Source organism: Citrobacter sp. wls615 (genome assembly GCF_005281355.1).
Taxonomy (GTDB): domain Bacteria; phylum Pseudomonadota; class Gammaproteobacteria; order Enterobacterales; family Enterobacteriaceae; genus Citrobacter; species Citrobacter werkmanii.
Genome location: NZ_SZXM01000003.1, coordinates 73,884 through 92,167, shown reverse-complemented (window position 1 = coordinate 92,167; position 18,284 = coordinate 73,884). Strand labels below are relative to the sequence as shown.

Annotated in this window: 18 protein-coding genes, 1 tRNA gene and 1 pseudogene; 14 read left to right on the top strand and 6 right to left on the bottom strand. The window is 51.0% G+C overall.

Translation table 11 applies throughout. The features are described 5' to 3' along the window. The first annotated feature begins 210 nt into the window (after window positions 1–210). On the top strand, window positions 211–1,014 hold the full coding sequence (dkgB, locus tag FDX04_RS00630) for a 2,5-didehydrogluconate reductase DkgB (protein WP_137360612.1): 804 nt from the start codon (window positions 211–213) through the stop codon (window positions 1,012–1,014). 21 nt (window positions 1,015–1,035) lie between these two features. Here the strand turns inward: dkgB and yafC are convergent, their stop codons facing one another. After that, window positions 1,036–1,950: a DNA-binding transcriptional regulator YafC gene (gene yafC / locus FDX04_RS00625; RefSeq protein WP_137360613.1), complete on the bottom strand. Its 915-nt coding sequence runs from the start codon at window positions 1,948–1,950 to the stop codon at window positions 1,036–1,038. Window positions 1,951–2,054: 104 nt separating this feature from the next. Here yafC and FDX04_RS00620 point away from each other — a divergent pair, with 104 nt between their 5' ends. The 3 genes from FDX04_RS00620 to FDX04_RS00610 all read left to right on the top strand — a co-directional run bounded on the left by FDX04_RS00620 (window position 2,055) and on the right by FDX04_RS00610 (window position 5,011). Next, complete coding sequence (locus FDX04_RS00620; RefSeq protein ID WP_042310505.1) at window positions 2,055–3,230, top strand: MFS transporter; 1,176 nt, start codon at window positions 2,055–2,057, stop codon at window positions 3,228–3,230. A gap of 131 nt (window positions 3,231–3,361) precedes the next feature. After that, on the top strand, window positions 3,362–4,162 hold the full coding sequence (locus FDX04_RS00615) for an endonuclease/exonuclease/phosphatase family protein (RefSeq protein WP_137360614.1): 801 nt from the start codon (window positions 3,362–3,364) through the stop codon (window positions 4,160–4,162). Window positions 4,163–4,240: 78 nt separating this feature from the next. Then, window positions 4,241–5,011, top strand: coding sequence for a class I SAM-dependent methyltransferase (locus FDX04_RS00610; RefSeq protein WP_061383112.1), 771 nt, complete (start codon window positions 4,241–4,243; stop codon window positions 5,009–5,011). Between the two features lie 49 nt (window positions 5,012–5,060). Here the strand turns inward: FDX04_RS00610 and mltD are convergent, their stop codons facing one another. Both mltD and gloB read right to left on the bottom strand, forming a co-directional pair. Further along, window positions 5,061–6,419: a murein transglycosylase D gene (gene mltD, locus FDX04_RS00605; protein WP_042310500.1), complete on the bottom strand. Its 1,359-nt coding sequence runs from the start codon at window positions 6,417–6,419 to the stop codon at window positions 5,061–5,063. A 71-nt stretch (window positions 6,420–6,490) separates the two neighbouring features. After that, a complete protein-coding gene (gene gloB, locus FDX04_RS00600) occupies window positions 6,491–7,246 on the bottom strand; it encodes a hydroxyacylglutathione hydrolase (protein ID WP_042310498.1) in 756 nt (251 codons plus the stop codon). 33 nt (window positions 7,247–7,279) lie between these two features. Here gloB and FDX04_RS00595 point away from each other — a divergent pair, with 33 nt between their 5' ends. Beyond that, the gene (locus FDX04_RS00595; RefSeq protein ID WP_061383110.1) at window positions 7,280–8,002 is read left to right on the top strand and encodes a class I SAM-dependent methyltransferase; all 723 of its coding nucleotides are present in this window, start codon (window positions 7,280–7,282) and stop codon (window positions 8,000–8,002) included. On the opposite strand, the pseudogene rnhA reads toward FDX04_RS00595, so the two are convergent. Then, window positions 7,999–8,577 (bottom strand): annotated as a pseudogene (gene rnhA / locus FDX04_RS00590) (ribonuclease HI). The gene FDX04_RS00595 and the pseudogene rnhA sit on opposite strands and share 4 nt — an antisense overlap. Here rnhA and dnaQ point away from each other — a divergent pair. Beyond that, window positions 8,531–9,259, top strand: a complete 729-nt coding sequence (gene dnaQ, locus FDX04_RS00585) for a DNA polymerase III subunit epsilon (protein ID WP_042310534.1) — start codon at window positions 8,531–8,533, stop codon at window positions 9,257–9,259. The pseudogene rnhA and the gene dnaQ sit on opposite strands and share 47 nt — an antisense overlap. Before the next feature lie 133 nt (window positions 9,260–9,392). Then, window positions 9,393–9,469 (top strand) — tRNA-Asp (locus FDX04_RS00580). Window positions 9,470–9,625: 156 nt separating this feature from the next. Here FDX04_RS00580 and FDX04_RS00575 read toward each other — a convergent pair. Then, window positions 9,626–10,144: a hypothetical protein gene (locus FDX04_RS00575; RefSeq protein ID WP_042310494.1), complete on the bottom strand. Its 519-nt coding sequence runs from the start codon at window positions 10,142–10,144 to the stop codon at window positions 9,626–9,628. Between the two features lies 1 nt (window position 10,145). Then, window positions 10,146–10,928 (bottom strand): winged helix-turn-helix domain-containing protein, encoded by a 783-nt coding sequence (locus FDX04_RS00570; protein ID WP_137360615.1) that lies wholly within the window; start codon window positions 10,926–10,928, stop codon window positions 10,146–10,148. A 642-nt stretch (window positions 10,929–11,570) separates the two neighbouring features. On the opposite strand from FDX04_RS00570, the gene FDX04_RS00565 reads away from it, so the two are divergent. The 7 genes from FDX04_RS00565 to FDX04_RS00535 all read left to right on the top strand — a co-directional run bounded on the left by FDX04_RS00565 (window position 11,571) and on the right by FDX04_RS00535 (window position 18,283). Continuing rightward, complete coding sequence (locus FDX04_RS00565) at window positions 11,571–12,119, top strand: fimbrial protein (protein WP_137360616.1); 549 nt, start codon at window positions 11,571–11,573, stop codon at window positions 12,117–12,119. 69 nt (window positions 12,120–12,188) lie between these two features. Further along, window positions 12,189–12,737: a fimbrial protein gene (locus tag FDX04_RS00560; RefSeq protein ID WP_042310489.1), complete on the top strand. Its 549-nt coding sequence runs from the start codon at window positions 12,189–12,191 to the stop codon at window positions 12,735–12,737. Between the two features lie 41 nt (window positions 12,738–12,778). Next, window positions 12,779–15,250 carry a fimbria/pilus outer membrane usher protein gene (locus FDX04_RS00555; protein ID WP_137360617.1) on the top strand — a complete coding sequence of 824 codons (2,472 nt, stop codon included), beginning with the start codon at window positions 12,779–12,781 and terminating at the stop codon, window positions 15,248–15,250. Window positions 15,251–15,276: 26 nt separating this feature from the next. Then, the gene (locus FDX04_RS00550) at window positions 15,277–16,053 is read left to right on the top strand and encodes a molecular chaperone (protein ID WP_137370329.1); all 777 of its coding nucleotides are present in this window, start codon (window positions 15,277–15,279) and stop codon (window positions 16,051–16,053) included. Between the two features lie 11 nt (window positions 16,054–16,064). Next, window positions 16,065–16,670: a fimbrial protein gene (locus tag FDX04_RS00545; RefSeq protein WP_137360619.1), complete on the top strand. Its 606-nt coding sequence runs from the start codon at window positions 16,065–16,067 to the stop codon at window positions 16,668–16,670. After that, window positions 16,667–17,731 carry a fimbrial protein gene (locus FDX04_RS00540; protein ID WP_042310479.1) on the top strand — a complete coding sequence of 355 codons (1,065 nt, stop codon included), beginning with the start codon at window positions 16,667–16,669 and terminating at the stop codon, window positions 17,729–17,731. Before FDX04_RS00545 ends, FDX04_RS00540 begins: the two co-directional genes overlap by 4 nt. Window positions 17,732–17,740: 9 nt before the next feature. Next, complete coding sequence (locus tag FDX04_RS00535) at window positions 17,741–18,283, top strand: fimbrial protein (protein ID WP_137370328.1); 543 nt, start codon at window positions 17,741–17,743, stop codon at window positions 18,281–18,283. Window position 18,284 lies beyond the last annotated feature (1 nt).

Below are 18,284 nucleotides of genomic sequence, written 5' to 3'. Positions count from 1 at the left end.
CCTGTCACGCAGGGGGTCGCGGGTTCGAGCCCCGTCCGTTCCGCCACTTATTAAGAGCCCTGAGCTAACGCTCAGGGCTTTTTTCTTTGCTTGTCATATGATTATTGCTGTTTTAGCAAAAATCCTCTGCTTTAATCGATCTTTTTCTCGATCCTCTCGTTCGTCATAATGATTCCAGTTAACCCATTTTGATAAATAAAGAGGAATTTCATGACTATCCCTGCATTCGGTTTAGGTACTTTTCGCCTGAAAGATGACGTGGTTATCGCTTCTGTTAAAACGGCGCTTGAACTGGGCTACCGTGCTGTCGACACCGCGCAAATCTATGATAATGAAGCGGCTGTTGGCCAGGCGATTGCTGAGAGCGGCGTACCACGTAGCGAGCTGTACATCACCACCAAGATTTGGATTGAAAACCTTAGCAAAGACAAGCTGATCCCAAGCCTGAAAGAGAGCCTGAAAAAACTTCGTACGGATTATGTCGATCTGACGCTGATCCACTGGCCATCTCCGGGGGATGCCGTGTCTGTCGAAGAATTTATGCAGGCATTGCTTGAAGCTAAAGAACAAGGGCTGACTCGCGAAATTGGTATTTCAAACTTCACCATTCCGCTGATGGAAAAAGCTATTGCTGCAGTGGGCGTGGAGAATATTGCCACTAACCAGATTGAACTGTCTCCATATTTGCAGAGCCGCAAGGTCGTTGACTGGGCGAAAGCGCACGGTATCCACATCACCTCTTACATGACGCTGGCTTACGGTAAAGCGCTGAAAGATGAAGTGATTGCACGCATCGCCGCAAAACACAATGCGACTCCGGCACAGGTTATCCTGGCATGGGCAATAGGTGAAGGTTACTCAGTAATTCCTTCTTCCACCAAGCGTGAAAACCTGGCAAGTAACCTACTGGCACTGGAACTGCATCTGGATGCCGAAGATAGAGCAGCGATCGCGGCACTGGATTGCAACGACCGCCTGGTTAGCCCGGAAGGCCTGGCCCCTGAGTGGGACTAATTGCCTGACCCTTTGTAGCCTTTAACCCTCTTTCACAGCTCCTTCGGGAGCTGTTTTTATATGTTCACTTAAGAAGTCGATAAATGCCCGAATACGTGTGCTGACGGCACGATCGCTGTAGTAAACGGCACTGAAAGGCATTTCTACCGGCAGACGTTTATCGGCCAGAAGTTCCACCAGTTCTCCCTGCTCGATCTCTTTGTCAATCATATAATCTGAAAGACATGCAATGCCGTTACCGCTCAGGCAAAGCTGTTTTAACGTTTCCCCGCTGTTGGACGAAATCCCACATTCGATCTCATGGAGCTGTCCGTCACTACAGGCTATCGGCCAGGTATTGAGCGAGATGGGTTCAGAAAACCCCAGGCACAGATGCTGTTTTAGCTCTTCAACGCTCTCAGGCTTGCCAAAGCGGGCAATATAGTCAGGTGAAGCGATAATCTTGCGATAGCTGGTAAATAACGGGCGTGCGCGCAGACTTGAATCTGTTAACGTGCCTGCGCGGATCGCAACATCCACTTTTCGTTCAATAAGATTGATGAACGTTTCTGAGGAGACAAGAGACAACGTCATCTCGGGATACCGCTCACGGAACGGTTTAATCAGCGGCATCAGGAAATGCAGCATTACCGGCGTTGCCGCATCGATACGCAGTAAGCCGCGCGGAGTATTACGCGACTCCATGATTTCCGTTTCTGCTGCGGCCATTTCTTGCAGTATCTGCTGCACACGCCTGAAGTATCGCTCTCCTTCTTCTGTCAGGCTCAGCTGTCGGGTCGTACGATTAAGCAGACTGACGCCGAGCTTCATCTCCAGCTTTTTAACTGCCCGACTGACAGCGGAATTGGCCTGTCCAAGCTGCTCTGCCGCCCGGCTGAAGCTGCCGCTTTCCACGACAGCGACAAAAATTGCAAGTTCTTCGGAGGTTGCTTTCATTTTTGCACCTGAAGCAAAATTAAATTGATATTTTGAATATTTTTGTCATTAAAACATCCAGGCATACTGCGTGTCATCTGATTACTGATGTTATGGAGTTATTTATGCCTCTCGCTTTATTTGCACTGACAATAAGTGCCTTCGCTATTGGCACGACTGAGTTTGTGATTGTCGGCCTGGTGCCGACCATTGCACAACAACTGGCGATCTCGTTACCTTCCGCCGGAATGTTGGTTTCAATCTATGCGCTGGGCGTGGCTATTGGCGCGCCGGTGCTGACTGCTCTGACCGGACGCCTGCCGCGTAAACAGTTACTGGTCGCGCTGATGGTCTTGTTTACGGCCGGAAATTTGCTGGCATGGCAGGCACCGGGCTATATGACATTAATCGTCGCCCGTCTGCTGACGGGGCTGGCGCACGGTGTGTTCTTCTCAATTGGCTCTACCATCGCGACAAGTCTGGTGCCGAAAGAGAAAGCGGCTTCCGCCATCGCCATTATGTTTGGCGGCTTAACGGTGGCGCTGGTAACCGGCGTACCGCTGGGTACGTTTATCGGTCAGCACTTTGGCTGGCGCGAGACTTTTCTTGCTGTATCACTGTTAGGAGTGATTGCACTGATTAGTAGCCAACTGCTGATCCCGGCCAACATCCCCGGTCGGGCTGCCGCCAGCATTCGTGACCAGGTGAAAGTGCTGACCCATCCTCGTCTGTTGCTGATTTACGCCGTTACGGCGCTGGGCTACGGCGGTGTATTCACGGCATTCACCTTCCTGGCGCCGATGATGCAGGATCTGGCTGGATTCTCCCCGGCAGCAGTGAGCTGGATCTTGCTGGGTTATGGCGTATCTGTGGCTATCGGCAATATCTGGGGCGGTAAACTGGCAGATAAGCATGGCGCCGTTCCTGCGCTGAAATTCATTTTCGCCGCGCTGTTTGTTCTGCTGATGGTCTTCCAGGTGACCGCGTCTACTCAGTACGCCGCACTGGTCACTATTCTGGTGATGGGGATCTTTGCCTTTGGCAACGTACCGGGTTTGCAGGTCTACGTTGTTCAGAAAGCCGAACAATTCACGCCTAATGCGGTAGATGTGGCATCAGGACTCAACATTGCAGCGTTTAACATTGGTATTGCATTGGGGTCAGTGATTGGCGGGCAAACGGTGGAGCATTACGGTTTGGCGCAGACGCCGTGGATTGGCGCCCTCATTGTTCTGGTGGCTTTCTTACTGATGGGCGTCAGCGGTCGTCTTGATAAACCTGTACGCATTGCTCTGGGGTAAATCATTGATGTAAGCGCCCACTTACAAAACAAACTGCAATTGTTCGTTGAAAGTGAGTGCTAAAATCCCTATAACAGAAGAACCAGTCCGGCTGCGGACTGGTTGACGTTACAGAGGTTTGAAAGTCTAAAGTGCGAAAAAACACCTATGCCATGCGTTATGTTGCCGGACAGCCGGTTGAGCGGATTTTACCGCCAGGCTCGTTTGCGCATATTGGCCAGGCATTACCCGCAGGCGCTCCGTTAAGTACTGAAGATCGTATTCGCGTGCTGGTTTGGAACATTTTTAAGCAGCAGCGTGCAGAATGGCAGTCGGTGCTGAAAAATTTTGGCAAAGACGCGCATCTGGTGTTATTGCAGGAAGCGCAAACCACGCCTGAACTGGTCCAGTTTGCGACCGCTAACTATCTCGCTGCCGACCAGGTACCCGCCTTTGTGCTGCCTCAGCACCCCTCTGGCGTTATGACGCTCTCCGCCGCCCATCCTGTTTACTGCTGTCCATTGCGCGAGCGTGAGCCTATTTTACGGCTGGCGAAATCAGCGTTGGTGACAGTTTACCCGTTGCCTGATACGCGTTTATTGATGGTGGTGAATATCCACGCGGTAAATTTCAGCCTTGGCGTTGATGTCTATAGTAAGCAGTTACTTCCTATTGGCGATCAGATTGCCCATCACAGCGGTCCGGTTATCATGGCGGGTGATTTCAATGCCTGGAGCCGTCGACGGATGAATGCGCTGTACCGCTTCGCGCGTGAAATGTCGCTGCGCCAGGTGCGCTTTACCGACGATCAACGCCGACGCGCGTTTGGTCGCCCTCTCGATTTTGTGTTCTATCGTGGTTTGAACGTGAGTGAAGCCTCTGTGCTGGTCACCCGCGCATCCGACCACAATCCGCTACTCGTTGAATTCAGTCCCGGCAAACCTGAACAATAACGGTGTGTCAGGTCTGCCGTAGGGCAGACCTGTAGTGGTGCTGCCCTTCCTATTAAACAACAACCGAAGGACAACACAATGACAACACGCTCTCATCATGACAACGTCGAAAAACAGTTTGGCTCTCAGGCTAATGCCTATTTGACCAGTGCGGTACATGCCTCTGGCCGCGATTTGCAACGCCTGTCCGCAAGGTTGTCAGCATTTCCGCAAGCCCGGTTACTGGATATGGGATGCGGAGCAGGGCATGCCAGTTTTGTGGCTGCGCAGCAAGTCAGGCAGGTCGTAGCTTATGATTTATCGTCACAAATGCTTGAAGTGGTGGCGGAGGCGGCAAAAGACAGGGGGCTGGAAAACCTCTCCACGCGCCAGGGTTATGCCGAAAGTCTGCCATTTGAAGATAACGCGTTTGATGTGGTGATTAGCCGCTATTCCGCGCATCACTGGCATGATGTCGGGCGCGCGCTGCGCGAAGTGAACCGCATCCTGAAGCCCGGCGGCGTACTGATCGTGATGGATGTGATGTCGCCGGGTCACCCTGTACGTGATATCTGGTTACAAACCGTGGAAGCGTTGCGTGATACCTCGCACGTACGCAATTATTCCAGCGGGGAGTGGCTGTCTTTAATCAATGACGCCAACCTGATTGCTGACACCTTGTTAACTGATCGCCTGCCTCTGGAGTTCAGTTCGTGGGTTGCGCGGATGCGTACGCCTGCGGCGTTGACCGAAGCGATTCGTTTATACCAGGAGAGTGCTTCTGCTGACGTGAAGGCCTACTTTGCATTACAGGAAGAGGGTTCGTTTACCAGCGACACGATAATGGTAGAGGCGCATAAAGCAGGATAAATAAAAAAGGCACTGGGGGGGAACCAGTGCCTTCATTTCAACAGTGTTATCAGGAGTCCGGCATACCGTTGTTTTTCACAAACAACGTTAGCTGATCGCCAGGCTGCAGGTTGTCCGTATCGCTATTCCAGCGCATCACATCCTTGATGTTAACCCCGTGACGTTTGGCAATGCTCGACAGCGAGTCGCCCTTACGCACACGATAGGTGATGCTATCGCTGTTGTTAGCCAGTCGCTGCGCGCTGGTTCCGGCGCCTACCGTCAGGCTTTGGCCTACTTTCAGGGAAGAACCACGCAGATTGTTCCACTGTTTCAGGTCTTTTGTGCTCACGCCAAGACGTGAAGCAACGCCAGAAAGCGTATCGCCAGAGCGAACCTTGTAGCTACGGCTGTTCAGCGGCGTGTTATCCGCGAGCAGCGTTGACTGCACGGCTGCAATTTCGCCTGAAGCCAGAGACTCACGCAGTTTTTCTGCATGCTTCTTTGGCACCATCACATATTGCGGACCGCTGGCACCCAACGTGGAGCCTTTCACGCCTGCATTGAAGGTCTTCAGCTTGCTGACGGATATACCCGCCATATCAGCAACCTGAGCCATCTCAACCGGGCTATTCAAGCGAACACGTGCCAATGCGCGGCTTTCGTCTGTTGTAGGCAGACGCACGCCATAGCGCTTGCTGTTTTTGAGAATATCGCTCAAAGCCAGCATTTTGGGCACATACAGCTTCGTTTCCTGAGGCAACGGTAACGACCAGAAGTCGGTGGATTTACCACGCGCTTTGTTCGTTTTGATCGCCTTCATCACGCGACCTTCACCGCTATTATAAGCAGCAATGGTCAGCAGCCAGTCGCCATCAAACATCTTGTTCAGACGCTGCATCATGTCGAGCGCGGCAGTGGTGGAAGCCACAATGTCGCGACGTGCATCATAATTGCGGGTCTGCTTTAAACCATAATTGCGCCCCGTGCTCGGAATGATCTGCCAAATACCTGCGGCATTGGCGCCAGACGTTGCGTGAGGATCAAAAGCGCTCTCCACTATGGGTAGTAGTACCAGTTCCATTGGCATGTTACGTTTCTTAACCTGCCCGGCTATCCAGTACATATACGGCTCTGCCCGTAAAGTTACATCGTGGAGATAGCTCTTATTGCGTAAATACTTCTGTTTCTGTTCGCGAATCCGGCTGTTTTCCGGAATTCCCATCTTTAGCTCGTCACCAATGAAAGCCCACAAATCTTGATCAGCAGCGATAGATGTTCCATCGTCCATCCATCGCGCCTGACTTGTAAACTTTCCTGCTTCCCCTTGACCAGCTGCAGAAAGGCTCTGTGCGTGCTGTTGGACGTTACCAGTATTCTGGCACCCAACAAGCAGGACAGAGGCGAGTAATATCGCTTTTGCCTTCATGTGTGTGTCAATAGTTGCTTAAAAGACGACCGATCATAACGGCGAAGTTTTCAAAAGGCAACCCGGAATTGTCAGAACGTATCTTTCTTTGACCTTAACCAGGCAAAACGCTCTTCAGGTTGTTGCAATATTGTTTCTTTGTTTATTTCATTAATTAAATCAATATCTTCAGTTCGCAAAAAAATATTATTTCGCCGCTCATTTTTCAGAATTACGGGTAGTGTCATTTGTTTTTTTACGCGTAACTCATTAACTTTACGATAATATTCATTTATGAACGAATCGTGCGGGAGGATGCTTAAAGCAAACTTCATATTTGCTAATGTGTACTCATGTGCGCAACAAATCAAAGTATCATCGGGAAGAGCGCTGATTCTCTTAAGTGATTGATACATCTGCGTTGCAGTACCTTCGAAAAGCCGACCACAGCCCCCGGAAAAGAGCGTATCTCCGCAAAACAGGTAAGGTTGGCTAAAGTAACAGATATGTCCTAAAGTGTGACCCGGCGTGGCAATTACCTTAAATTCATGCCCCAATACGAGTGCAATATCGCCATCTTCGACTATGTGCGTCGTTCCCTTATCTTGCGTTTCAGCCGGTCCGTATACCACTATTTGTGGGAAGTGTTGTAGGAGTTCTTTCACGCCGCCAACGTGATCCTGATGATGATGGGTCAGCAAAATGGCCTCTGGCACCCAGTTATGTTCTGCAATGGCTTGCAGAACTGGGGCGGCTTCGCCCGGGTCGACAATCAGGCAATGTTGGTCATTGTTTGACAGGACCCAGATGTAATTGTCCTGAAATGCAGGAATACTGTTAAGATTCATATCTTACCTCTCAAAGCGAAACGGAAGGTTATGATGAAACCGGCAAGGATCCCTCAAACTGTCGTAGCGCCCGTGAGCTGGGGTGATTTACCCTGGGGCGAATACTATCGTGAGGCGCTGGAGCATCAGCTTAACCCGTGGTTCGCAAAAATGTACGGTTTTCATCTGCTTAAAATTGGTAATTTAAGCGCAGAAATCGATTCTGAAGCGTGCGCGGTTTCTCATCAGGTAAATGTTTCTTTGCTGGGGTCTCCCATGCAGGTAACGGCAGATCCTTTGCATCTGCCCTTTGCCGATAAGTCGGTGGATGTCTGTTTGTTGGCCCATACGCTACCGTGGTGTTCCGATCCACATCGGTTACTGCGTGAAGCCGATCGCGTGCTGATTGATGACGGCTGGTTGATTCTGAGCGGGTTTAATCCGGTAAGCCTGATGGGACTGCGTAAACTGGTGCCGGTATTGCGCAAGACCTCGCCTTACAACAGTCGGATGTTTACCCTCATGCGTCAACTGGACTGGCTCTCTTTACTCAATTTTGAAGTGCTGCACTACAGCCGTTTTCATGTCCTGCCCTGGAACAAGAAGGGCGGGAAAATGTTAAGCGCCCATATTCCTGCCCTGGGATGTTTGCAACTGGTGGTCGCACGTAAGCGCACCATTCCGCTTACGCTCAACCCAATGAAACAAAATAAAAGCAAAACGCCAATCCGCCAGGCCGTTGGCGCTACCCGGCAATACCGCAAACCGGACGCTTAAGACTCGGCCTGATAACCAATATCATCCTGAGTGGGGCTCATTGCCGCGGCGCGCGCAAGCTCATCGCAGCGTTCGTTTTCCGGATGACCCGCATGGCCTTTAACCCATTCCCATTTGATTTGATGTGGACCCAGCGCGGCATCCAAACGTTTCCACAGATCGACGTTCTTTACCGGTTTTTTATCTGCCGTTTTCCAGCCGCGCTTCTTCCAGTTGTGGATCCATTGCGTGATGCCCTGGCGTACATACTGGCTGTCGGTACTGAGTATCACTTCACACTGTTCTTTCAGAGCTTCCAGCGCAACGATTGCCGCCATCAGCTCCATGCGATTATTGGTTGTGAGGTTGTACCCTTGACTAAAGGTTTTTTCGCGCCCGCGATAGCGTAAAATTGCCCCGTAACCACCTGGCCCTGGATTACCCAGGCAAGAACCATCGGTGAAAATTTCTACCTGTTTAAGCATCTCTGGTAGACTTCCTGTTTTAGCAAATCGAAATCAAACGATAAGTCTGACATAAATGACCGTTATGAGCACTGGAATTACACGACAGGTAGTCCTCGATACCGAAACCACCGGTATGAACCAGATTGGCGCCCACTACGAAGGCCACAAGATCATTGAGATCGGTGCGGTTGAAGTGGTGAACCGCCGCCTGACCGGTAATAACTTCCACGTTTACCTGAAGCCGGATCGGCTGGTGGATCCGGAAGCGTTTGGCGTACACGGCATCGCAGACGAATTCCTGCTCGATAAGCCTACATTTGCCGAAGTTGCCGATGAGTTTCTCGACTACATTCGCGGCGCGGAGCTGGTCATCCATAACGCATCGTTTGATATCGGCTTTATGGATTACGAGTTTGCTAAGCTCAATCGTGGTATTCCGAAAACCAACGAATTTTGCAAAATAACCGATAGCCTGGCGCTGGCAAGGAAAATGTTTCCTGGCAAGCGAAACAGCCTTGATGCGTTATGCTCGCGTTATGAAATAGACAACAGTAAACGAACCCTGCACGGCGCATTGCTCGATGCCCAGATTCTGGCCGACGTTTATCTGATGATGACCGGTGGGCAGACCACCATGGCGTTCTCAATGGAAGGCGACAGCCAGCAGCAAAATGACACGGGGATCCAGCGCATTGTTCGACAGTCCAGCAAACTACGCGTTGTTTTTGCCACTGATGAGGAGTTAGCGGCCCATGAATCGCGGCTTGACCTGGTGCAGAAGAAGGGGGGAAGTTGTCTCTGGCGGGCGTAGATGACCCAATTACAGTGCAGAAATGACCATTCGGGTGATTTTTGCAGCAAACGATTAAAAACGTGAGAAAAAGCGTTGACGAGGCGCGAGGCAATCCGTAATATTCGCTTCGTTCCCAAGCGGAACACAACGCGGAGTGGTAGTTCAGTTGGTTAGAATACCTGCCTGTCACGCAGGGGGTCGCGGGTTCGAGTCCCGTCCATTCCGCCACTATTCAGAAATCCTGAATCAGAAATGATTCAGGATTTCGTCGTTTTAGTCCCACCCAAAATAACAATCCCTTCATTACACTGTATCGATACATCCGCGCTGCTGGGCGGGAAACACATCAGGTCATCCTTAACCCGACGCATATCGTAGAGGCGATTAACCCGCGAAGTGATTCATCACGCAGGCGAAGCGGGGTGAAAAGTTATCGCCAATAAGAACCGTTTCCTCATTCAGGTGCTTCAGCATATATAGCTTGTCGGCACGTTCGTAAGCGTCGAAGAAGAGATAATCGACAGCATCCGTTGCGTCATCATCGGGGGATTTTTCACGTCCATCGGGAGTGAGCATGAAAACGCCTGCGGTATGGCCGAGCGGACGGGCGTAGCGAAAGAACAGTTTTCGGTTAACCGTGAACTCACCATCATCACTTTTGAATTTCCCTTGTACTGACAATGAAAGGTGTCCGGAATTGTAGCTAGTGATCAGCATAATTCCGTTGAGTTCCTTTTTGCTATTTTGGATATCGAGTATTGACGTGAATTCCGATGAGCATGAAAAGCTGATTTCTTGTTTCTTCGCATTCCCGGCGATAATGAAAAAAGCAATGGCCGCCAGCCCAAAAATGGCAATTACCACTGACCATAGTAAAGGAGAGTGATCGCTTTCCTGCTTCATATCATTCCTCATAATGACGATACTGGCTGACGCAATGGTAATAGCCGAGGTTTAGTCCGCATTCAGCGGCAAACGACCACTCAACCAGGTTATGGTTGCTCGCCCACGTATTAAGATAGAGATCTTTTGGATGCGAACAGTTTGGGTTAATACCCACTGACTTGAATATATCCAGCGCTTTCTTTTCAGTTATGGTATCGGTGAGAGCATTCCCTAATATATGTACCCGGCATTGCTCGTAGTCGATTGTTCGCAGTATAGCTGCGTCCGTCATGGCGATTTCATTGGGTATCCATGTTAACCACGCTGTCGCCAGCACTGCGAGGCCGGTGATTAACGTTGTTATTGCGACAGGCCATCGGTTCCGGTTCTTTTTGTTGAGCTTCGTTGCAACATTGGCAATTCGCGCTGGAGTTTGCGCCTCTTCCAGTTGCTGGATATTGACATCGCCCATCCGAAATCCCATTCGCGGAATGGTGACGATGAGCTCTGCAGGGTGACCCGTTGACGTTATTGCTTTGCGCAGAAATGAAATGTGCTGGTTGAGATTGGCATCCGTCGCCCGGGCGCCATTATGCTGGAAAACATTCAGCAGAATTTCATCGCGCGAGGAAATCTCTTTACCATTTTGCAACAAATAGAGCAGTAATTGCGTTGCCACATTATTCAATGTGGCCATTTCACCGGATGTCAGGTCTTTTAGGGTATTTTTATTTGGTCTGAAAACTAAGCCATCACCAATAATTACGGATTTAATTTTGTTTATTGGTATATGAGAAATCACTGATGTCTCCTTTAAAGCAGGATATCTCGCATTCGAGTGGGGGAAGCAATAGCATAACATAATTCATTTATAAAAAATGGTTGCGCCATAGATCGCTTCATTAATATTTATATAACAATATTTTAATATTTCTTATAGATGTCTCATTCTCCTTTCTCTCTGTCACTATCTTATTGTCATTACTCGGTTTTGATATCCACCTTCATTTTTACAAAACTTTCATAAATACATTTTGCCTGGTATCCGGACTAAATAAAAAAATAGTTGATAGATAAAAACTCTATAAAAACTCAAAATAATAGATATTAACACTAGCAGTTACCTGAATTTTGGCGATTTTTTAGGTAAACGATCGTTGTGCAGGCGGTGATACAACACGATTCCCTGAGTTTGATTAATACCGTATTTTTGCATTGTGTCATTTTTCTGCCGACTTAATATAAGCCCCGAAACAGCCTGAACAGCTGTAGACGGTATTTCGTATGGAATGCCAGCGATGTTCAAAATAAGGGGCGGGTTGAGATGGATTGTTTGCAAGGATATGCGCTACCGCCACCTGCAGATCAGCATTTCCATGACTTAAATGTCTGCGGAAATAGATCATCGGAATAACTAAAAACGGATATAAGGTTAAGTAGTAATATGAAAATGAAAAACGTGGCTGTGGCCTGCGCGCTGATGGTGGGAATGACTTTGACTGCCTCTTCTGCTTTCGCTGCAAAAAATGTTGAACCGACTAACGGTAAAATTCAGTTCACCGGTTCTCTGGTTAATTCCGCATGCGGTCTGGCACCTGAATCCAGCCCGGTGCAGGTTAATTTTGGTGAGATCCCAACCTCTCAGTTAAAAGACAACCAACGTGCTGGCGTTAAGCATGCCAAAATCGTTCTTCAGGGCTGCGACACCACCGTTGCGAAAACGGCCACTGTGACCTATACCCCGGCAACAATTGATACAGACAACAACGCGCTGGCCGCATTCACCTCTGGTACTGCAAAGGGCGCGGGTATTGGTATGGTTGACAGCGGCAACCAGGATGTGGAATGGGGTAAAGCTGCCTCTCAGGTCAACATCACTGACGGCGAAACCGACATTGATTTCGTGGCTTATCTGCAGGCAAACAACGCTTCTGCAGCGGTAACGCCGGGTGATTTCGAATCTACCGTTAATTTCCAGATCGACTATCAGTAATTACCCGCAGCGGGCGCATTAATGCGCCTGCTTAACCCTTCCTGCGAATAACTGAAAGGAAATACGGTTATGCCTGGATGGCGAATTTTACTGCTTTTTGTCTTTATCTCGCCTGCATGGGTTATGGCTGGCGCCAATCGTCTAAACAGTACGCCCGGCAAAATGCGCATGCGAGGAAATATTATTGAGGCTGCCTGTTATGTTGATCCGCGCGACCGGTCACTACTGGTTGAATTCGATGATCTCTCTGCCAGAGATATTTCTGGAAGACCAGAAAAAGTGTCCGCGCATGATTTCAGTATTCATTTGCTGGGATGTTCATTAGGGGATTCTCAACATTCCGGGAATGTGTTTCAACGCGCCAATATTACCTTTTCTGGTGCGCCCGACAGGGACAATCCTGATTATCTGAGCGTGCAGTCGGAAACTGAAAATTTAGCAATAGAAATATACGACAGCAAAGGACAGCAAATTCATCTGGGCGAACCATCACCGGATTATGTGCTTAATCCCGGGAAGAACACGCTCAACTTTACGGCTTATTTGATCTCCCGTGACGGAAGAATGACATCCGGCGAATTTACTGCGGTCACGCATTTTGTTGTGAATTATCTCTGAGCTGCACTGCAATTCGGGTATCTGAAGGTTTGCGAACGAAAATGATCACGCTGAAAACAGATAAAAAACGCCTGGCGCTATTTATTACTCTGGTTTGTGCCTCTGCATGGGCTGAAGCGGATGAGGCCGTTGAATTTAATACTGACGTACTGGATGCCAGCGACCGGCAGAATGTCGATTTGCAGCGTTTTTCCGAAGGCAACTTTGTGACTCCCGGTGAATATCTGCTGGATGTTCGTATTAACAGCCAGGAAATTCCTCAGCAATCGATCCGCTATATCGTCGATCCTGCCAACTCGCATAAATCCATGGCGTGTCTGACGCCACAGCAACTCGAATTACTGGCGCTCAAAGAAGAGGCACTGACCTATGTTCATCCGATTAGCGCGACATGCTATGACATTTCCCATCTGCCGGGTGTGGTGTTGAATAATAGCGCAGGCGTACTGGACATTACCGTGCCGCAGGCATGGATGAAATATACCGATCCAGACTGGACGCCGCCGGAACGCTGGGATAATGGCGTCGCGGGGCTGATTTTTGACTACAGTATCTCGGGTCAGGCCACACATTACGAGCAGGGGGGCGATCGTTACCGCTCTCTTTCTGGCTACGGGCAAACAGGTTTTAACCTCGGCGCGTGGCGCTTTCGCGGGCAGTATCAGGCCAATTACGCTTCTGATGATAATCGTGGGCGTATCGACTGGGATCAGATCTATGCTTATCGCCCATTACCGATGCAGGCGGCAAAACTGACGCTTGGCGAAATCTATCTGAATTCTCAGGTCTTTGATTCGGTTCGTTTTACCGGGGCTAACCTCGCCAGCGATGAGCGTATGCTGCCACCGAATTTGCAGGGTTACGCGCCTGAAGTTCATGGCATCGCTCGTAGTAACGCCAAGGTCACCGTTAGTCAGCAGGGACGTGTTATCTATCAAACCACCGTTCCTGCGGGGCCGTTTAATATTCAGGATCTGCACGGCTCGGTACGCGGCACGTTGGATGTACGCGTTGAGGAGCAGGATGGCAGCGTACAAACCTTTCAGGTTAATACCGCTGATATTCCCTACCTGACGCGCCCAGGCTACGTTCGCTACAACGCCGCGGTCGGTAAGCCATCGCTTTACAACCATGACATTCAGGGCCCTGCGTTTTATACCGGCGATTTTTCATGGGGGGTCAGCAATGCGTGGTCGCTGTACGGCGGCGCGCTGCTCACTGGCGAGCGCTATAACGCCTGGTCGATGGGGATTGGGCGGGATTTGAGCTGGCTGGGGGCGTTGTCGGCGGATGCGACGCAATCCGTGAGCCGTGTGAAGCATCAGGCTGAACAAAAAGGTATGTCCTTTAAGCTCAGCTATGCCAAAACCTTTGATGAATACAACAGCGCCATCACCTTTGCCGGATACCGCTTTTCACAGCGTAACTTCCGTACTTTTTCACAGTTCCTCGACGAGCAGTATGCCAATAACAACAGCGCCGGTAACGAAAAAGAGATGTACACCATCACCGGTAACAAGACCTTTTTTGCCGACGATCCGCAGTTAGCCACCACGCTGTATCTGACCTACACCCACCAGAACTACTGGGATCGTCGTTCGCAGGATCGTTACGGGTTGTCGATGGGACACAGCTTTTCGTTGGCGGGCATCCAGGGGATAAGCGCCAACCTTGCGGCTTACCGCTCTGAGTATCAGGGCAAACGGGACGACAGTCTTTCGCTTTCAATTTCGATTCCCTGGAGCGATGGCCGCTCCATGGATTATGAGTTGCAGAACAGCGGCAACCAGACCAGCCAGATGGTTTCGTATTCCGATAACCGCGACCGTGACAACCCGTGGCGTTTGCGCGCAGGGGTTTCCGGTGAAGGGCGCACGGCATTTGATGGCTATTACAAGCACCGCAGCATGATGGCGGAGCTGGAATCTAACGTCAGCTGGCAGCAATCACGCTATTTCTCCGTAGGCGGCACGATGCGCGGCGGTTTTACCGCGACGCGTCACGGCGCGGCGTTGCACAACAGCCAGGCGTCAATGAATACCGCCAGAGTGATGGTTGATACCGACGGTGTGGCGAATGTACCGCTGAACGGCGAACAGGCGCATTCAAACCGCTTCGGTATTGCCGTGGTACCGGACGTCGTCAGCTATCACAGCTTTGATACCCGCATCGATGTGGACGCAATGGACGAGGATATTTCCGCGACCAAAGCCATCGTCACCAACACCCTGACGGAAGGGGCGATTGGCTATCAGCGCTTTGCCGTGGCGCAGGGGCAAAAAATGATGGCGCTGCTGCGCCTGAAGGATGGTTCGGTCCCGCCGTTTGGCGCCGAAGTGTTTAACGCCAACGGCGTCAGCGTCGCCATGGTGATGGAAAACGGCATGGCCTGGATTGCCGGTGTGAATCCAGCCGAGCGTCTTTCCGTTGCCTGGGGCGGACGAGCGCAGTGTCACTTACAGGTGCCACAACAACTCAACCCGGAAGGTAACGTGCTGTTGCCTTGTGAATAATTTCAATAACCAGAATGAATTTTGTCATGAAAAATCAAGCTTTTTACTCCGTGCAGCGTTGGCTCAAACCCGTGACTTGTGGCCTGCTTTTTATTGCAGAGATCAACGCTTCCTGGGCGGGTATTGCGCTCGACCGTACCCGGATGATCATCACCGGTGATGCGCGATCTGTCAGCGCGAACTTAACCAATACCAGCCCGAGCATTCCGTTTTTGGCCCAGTCGTGGGTGGAAGACACCAACGGAACAAAAGTTACCTCGCCGCTGATGGTCTTACCGCCGCTGCAGCGAATTAACGGTGGGCAAAAGGGCATAGCCCGCGTGACAAAAACCAGCGGGATTAACGCTCTACCCCAGGATCGCGAAAGCCTGTTCTACCTGAACGTGCGTGAAATTCCACCCAAGCCGGATAAGCCAAACGTGCTGCAGCTGGCGATGCAGTCGCGCATCAAATTGTTCTACCGTCCGACCGCAATCGTGCCGGAAACGCCGGGCGCGGTGTGGCAAAACCAACTGGTTTTTCACAAGCAGGGTCTACGCTGGACTGTGGATAACCCAACGCCATACTTCGTCACCTTAATCGGTTTAAGCCGTAAGCCGGAAGCGCAGGGCGGCGGCAGGCTGACTGACTTCCCTGGGGTTATGGTCTCACCAAAATCCTCGCTTGATTTCAGCGTCACCGACGGCAGCGTTAGCCAGTTCAGCATGATGTATGTGAACGATTTTGGCGGTCACCCTGAATTGAAATTCAGCTGCACAGGCAATGTGTGTAAAGCATTGCCGATGGAGCAACAGCCCCGGTAAAGGACTCGTAAATGAAAAAGATGCTTTGCGCTCTGCTGATGGCAGGTATGGCCTGCCCGGTTCAGGCCACTAGCGGCCGCCAGGATATGAGCAACGTTTCCGGCGAGTATGGCAACGTCCGCTTTCATGGTCGGGTGTTCGTTTCGCCGTGCGTGCTGGATATGGCTTCACGCGATCAGACCATCGATCTGGGTGATATTTCCGCCAGCCGCTTTCGCCAGAGCGGCGATCGCAGCGATCCGGTATTAGTGACGCTGAACCTGAATGGCTGCTTAAAAGGTTCTGGCCATACCTTAAGGGATTTTCCCGGACAGACCAGCGAAATGCCGGAGCTGGCGCATAGCACGGTGGAACGTGGCGTTTCGATGACGCTGATGGCCGAAGGCGCGCCGGAAAACAGCGATCTGGGGAGTATTCGCGGCGATGTGCGTGGTGCGGGCATTCGGCTACTGACCGAACGCAACCAGTTGATCCACCTGAATCAACCGCAACGCATGTGGATCCTCAAACCGGGTGATAACGCGATTCACTTTCTTGCCGCGCTGGAATCTTTTGGGCAGGAGGTGACCGCTGGCGAATTTAACGGTCTGGTCAGACTTAAGCTGGAGTATCTATGAGCGTATTGCATAAAGCGCTGCTGTGGGTCGTGCTGGCAGGCAGTCCTCTGGCCGGGCATGCATTCACACAGGGGGAAGGTGAGCCGGAGGGCGGGTCGCCGCATCAGTACGATATTGAACTGAGTTCGCTGGATGTCAGCAAAAACCATGTAGGCGGCAGAACGGAGCCTTTTACCTGGAATCTGGGCAGTTGGTATGTGGTGAATTTTTATTGCGAACAGGCCGATATCTCTCGGGAGCCTATTTATTACACCACCACGACCACCATGCCGCCTTCAAATCAGGGGGCGAACCGTTTTCGGTTAAACGAGTATCTGGATGTGGAAGTTCAGGTGTGGGTTGCCGGACGTTACAACAAATACGTCCAGGCGCCTTTTACCAACGTTTCAAACCGCAACAGTAACAACAGCTGCAAAAAGCGTAAGGGCTACACGCGCGCCACGAACGTTGAAAGTGGTTCAAAAGGGAAAGTGACGTTTATTGTCACTAAACCCATTATCAATGGCATCAATATCACTTCCCAGTCGCTGGTGGAGGTTGCCGGGCGCATGGGCGGTGCGGGACCTACGCCAACCACGGCGATTTCACGCGTGGTCATTAAATCCGGGCTCATTACCGTGCCGGATAAATGCACCTTCAATCGGGGAGACAAAATCAGCATTGAGTTTGGCGATCTGCCCGGATCCGCTGCAAAGCTCAACGGCACCAATTACAGCAAGTCGATCCCGATACATGTGGTCTGTGAAGGCGGCAGTTTCGATCAGGGCGCGCTGAACATCAATTTAGGTGTACAAACCACCACGGCGTCAGGTACGGCTGGGTTTAACGATCATCTTCTCGGCACGTTGAGTGGGGGACAAAAACGCGACGATCTCGGCATTATGATCAAAGACGAGAGCGGCGGCACCGTAGTGCCCAATCAGTTCTACAACGTGAAGGGTTTTTACCAGAATCAGGGCGACTGGAATCTCACTGCCGCACCGGTGGCAAAGCCGGGCGTGGGGAGCGTTAAGGAAGGTGAGTTTGAAGCCTCTGCCACCGTTGTCGCGCAGTTTCAGTAGGGTAATACCATGACTTTCAGAACGTTAATCGCGATGAGTACGCTGTTGTTTGGCGCAACGGTACAGGCTGATACCAAACTGGTCGGTGGCGATATGTATTTTCACGGCACCATCAGAGCGCTGGCCTGCAGCCTTGCACCCGGCGGCGACAAAATCGAGGTCGATTTCGGGCAAATCGCGACGCAGGATCTCTATCTCTCAGGACGCAGTAAGCCGGAAAAATTCAGCATCCAGTTACGCGACTGCAACCCGGAGGTTTTCCGCGGGATCTCGGTCACTTTCAGCGGCAAGGAAGATGCGGAGCTTACCGATCATCTGGCGCTGGATAGCAGCGAGCAGGACGGGGCATCGGGGATTGGGATTGGAATGAGTGAAGACGTTGGCACGGCAATCCGGTTTGATGAAAGCACGTCAGTTACAGAGATTACTGAAGGGTCGATGACGCTGAATTTTTTGGCGTGGGTCGCGGCAGAACCGTCGGCGATAAAAAACCAGTCTCTTGAATACGGTCCGTTCAGCGCCAGCGGGACCTGGACGTTGAATTACCAGTAGC